Source organism: Arthrobacter sp. KBS0703, assembly GCF_002008315.2.
Lineage (GTDB): Bacteria > Actinomycetota > Actinomycetes > Actinomycetales > Micrococcaceae > Arthrobacter.
Map to the genome: position 1 here is coordinate 1 of NZ_MVDG02000014.1, position 3,387 is coordinate 3,387.

Below are 3,387 nucleotides of genomic sequence, written 5' to 3' on the forward strand. Positions count from 1 at the left end.
CTGAGCGGCAAATACCTGCCCGGCCAGCCGCTGCCCGAGCGGAGCCGCGCCACGGACGACAAGGGCGGCGCCAAGATGATCCAGCGCTGGATGCGCGATGACGTCCTCGCCGGCGTGCAGCAGCTGAAGCCCATCGCCGAGGAGGCCGGACTGAGCATGCCGCAGCTGGCCGTCGCCTGGGTCCTGCAGAACCCGAACGTGGCCTCGGCCATCATCGGCGCGTCCCGGCCCGAGCAGATCGCGGACAGCACGGCGGCCGCAGGCGTCAAGCTGGAACCGGAGGTCCTGAAGAAGATCGACGACGCCATCGGCTCCCTCGCCGAGCGCGATCCGGCCCAGACAAAATCCCCCGCAACGCGCGAAGGCTAGGACCGGCCATGACAGACCTTCCCGATCTCGCCGTCACCGGCTCCACGGGGGTCCTCGGCGGAATGGTGGCCCGCCAGCTCGCCGACGCCGGGTTCTCCCAGCGCCTGCTGGTGCGCGACGCCGGACGCGCACCAGAGCTGGATAACGCACCGACCGTCCTGGTCAGCTACGCGGACCCGGTGCTTTCGCGCCCCGCGCTGGAGGGCGTGAAGACCCTGTTCATGGTCTCGGCGGCCGAGGCGGAAGACCGGCTGCAGCACCACCACGCGTTCGTGGATGCCGCGGCCGAGGCGGGCGTGCAGCACATTGTCTATACGTCGTTCTTCGGCGCCGCCCCGGACTGCACGTTCACCCTGGGCCGCGACCATTACGCCACCGAGGCGCGGATCCGCGCGTCCGGGATGTCTTTTACGTTCCTGCGGAACAACTTCTACCTGGACTTCCTGCCGAAGCTGACCGGGGAGGACGGCGTGATCCGCGGTCCGGCCCGGGACGGCGTCATGGCAGCCGTGACACGGGAGGACATCGCCCGCAGCGCCGTGGCGGTACTCCGGGATCCGGCCGTGCATGCCGGGTTCACCTACAACCTCACAGGCCCGGAGGATCTCTCGCTGGCGCGGGCGGCGGAGGTGCTCACCCGGGCCACCGGCCGGGCCGTCACGTACCACGACGAAACCTTGGAGGAGGCCTACTCCTCCCGGGCCTCGTACGGGGCCCCGGCGTGGCTGGTGAACGCCTGGGTGAGCACCTACACGGCGATTGCCGCCGGTGAACTGGCCGGGCCGACGTCGGACGTAAACGGGCTCACCGGGCAGGACCCGATCGGGCTCGAGGAGTTTGTGAAGCTGCCGCAGCTGTAGCCGGCAGCACAGCCGGACGGGACTGTTGACGGCCCTGAGGGTGCGGCGTAAACCTAAAAGGGAGCACGCCGTCAGCAGCACCGAGCAGAATCGCAACGCCATGACAAAGCTGATCTACCGTCGCCGTCAGTCAGCCCGGCCCAGGCCGCATCCAGGGGAACCCACGTACGGGCCGCTCACCCAGGACGAACTGCAGCTCGCCGCGCGGAACCATTCGATGCCGCTGGAGGCCCTCCGCCAGGACGTGACGCCGCCGGGCATGCACTATGTGCTGACGCACTTCGACATCCCGCAGATAGAGGACGGCTCCTGGCACCTGCGGATCGGCGGCGCCGTGGAGATGGCGATGGAACTGAGCCTGGCCGCGCTCAAGAAGGACCCGGCCATCAGCGTTCCGGTGACGCTTGAATGCGCCGGCAACGGCCGCTCACTGCTCAAGCCGCGGCCGCTCAGCCAGCCATGGGTCCTCGAGGGCGTGGGCACGGCAGTCTGGACAGGCGTCCCGCTGGCCTACCTGCTCGCGCAGGCCCGCGTGGAGCCTGAAGCCGTAGAGGTGGTGTTCACCGGGGCGGATGAAGGGGTCCAGGGCGGCGTCCGCCACCACTACGCGCGGAGCCTGCCCATCGCGGAAGCGCTGCGGCCCGACGTCGTGCTTGCCTACAAGATGAACGGCAGCGAGCTGCCGGCCCAGCACGGCTACCCGCTGCGGCTGGTGGTTCCCGGCTGGTACGGCATGGCGAGCGTCAAATGGCTGCAGTCGATCCAGGTGGTGACGGCCCCGTTCCACGGCTTCCAGCAGGCGGTCGCGTACCGCTACCAGCACAACGCGAACGACGCCGGCACGCCGGTTTCGCGGATCAGGGTACGGTCGCTGATGGTTCCCCCGGGAATTCCGGACTTCTTCACGCGGCGCCGCATCCTCCCCCGCGGCCCGGTCATGCTGCGCGGCCGGGCCTGGTCCGGCGCTGTCTCTTATACACATCTCGCCGATGCCCGTGCGGTGGCGCGCGCCAGGGCTGTCGCCCCGGAGATCAAGGTCAGCGCCCCGGACCGGCCCGGACTGGGTGTGGCTGCCGACGGCGTGGTGAAGGTTGCTCCGCTGGTGGAGTCCGCCCTTAATACGGAGGCGCTGCACACGGCGGCCCTGGATAAAAAGGCGCTGCACAAAGAATCCCGGCGCCAAGAGGGCGTGCAGGAAGACGCCCAGAACAATCCGAAACCGAACGCAGAGGCCCCCGCCCCCGGCGAAACGGGACCCAAGGAAGCACCGGCACGGTCCGCGCTTGCCTTGTCCGCCCAGCCTCCGCGGCCGGCGCGGAAGCCCGCCGCCGGGAACATGGCCGTCCTGGACACCGGGTCCATGGTCTCGCTGGCACAGCACGAGGACGTCCGCGTCCGGTCCTGAGGCACCGCCCCTGCAGTCAGGCCCGGCGGACTGGCCCGGCGGTCAGGCCGGCGCAGCAGGCAGATGAACCGCGCGCATCCCTTACCCTGAGCAACCATCTCCGCTAGCGTAAAGCCCATGGAATTCAGATATCTCGGAAACAGCGGCTTCAAGATCTCGGAAATCACTTTCGGCAACTGGCTGACCCACGGCTCCCAGGTGGAGAACGACGTCGCCACCCAGTGCGTGCGGGCGGCGCTCGACGCCGGCATCAGCACCTTTGACACGGCTGACGTCTACGCCAACACCGCGGCCGAGACGGTCCTCGGCGAAGCGCTGAAGGGCGAACGCCGCCAGTCCGTGGAGATTTTCACCAAGGTGTTCGGGCCCACCGGCCCCAAGGGCAAGAACGACCTGGGACTGTCGCGCAAGCACATCATGGAATCGATCGACGGCTCCCTGACCAGGCTGCAGACCGATTACGTCGACCTGTACCAGGCGCACCGCTACGACTTCGAGACGCCGCTCGAAGAGACGATGCAGGCGTTCGCGGACATCGTGCGGCAGGGCAAGGCGCTGTACATCGGCGTCAGCGAGTGGACCGCCGAGCAGCTCCGGGACGGCCACGCGCTGGCGAAGGAACTGGGCTTCCAGCTGATCTCCAACCAGCCCCAGTACTCCATGCTGTGGCGGGTCATCGAGGCGGAGGTCGTTCCCGCGTCCGAAGAGCTGGGCATCTCCCAGATCGTCTGGTCCCCCATGGCGCAGGGCGTG

At 68.7% G+C, this 3,387-nt stretch carries 4 protein-coding genes; all 4 read left to right on the forward strand.

All coding sequences use genetic code 11. The features are described from left to right. Positions 1-369: aldo/keto reductase (locus tag B1A87_RS22430; RefSeq protein ID WP_144275954.1), on the forward strand; the 369-nt coding region annotated here is incomplete at its 5' end. An 8-nt stretch (positions 370-377) separates the two neighbouring features. Further along, positions 378-1,229, forward strand: coding sequence for an SDR family oxidoreductase (locus B1A87_RS22435; protein WP_078026330.1), 852 nt, complete (start codon positions 378-380; stop codon positions 1,227-1,229). A 100-nt stretch (positions 1,230-1,329) separates the two neighbouring features. Continuing rightward, the gene (locus B1A87_RS22440; protein WP_260681135.1) at positions 1,330-2,634 is read left to right on the forward strand and encodes a molybdopterin-dependent oxidoreductase; all 1,305 of its coding nucleotides are present in this window, start codon (positions 1,330-1,332) and stop codon (positions 2,632-2,634) included. Between the two features lie 117 nt (positions 2,635-2,751). After that, a partial coding sequence (locus B1A87_RS22445) for an aldo/keto reductase (RefSeq protein ID WP_144275955.1) occupies positions 2,752-3,387 on the forward strand: 636 nt, incomplete at its 3' end.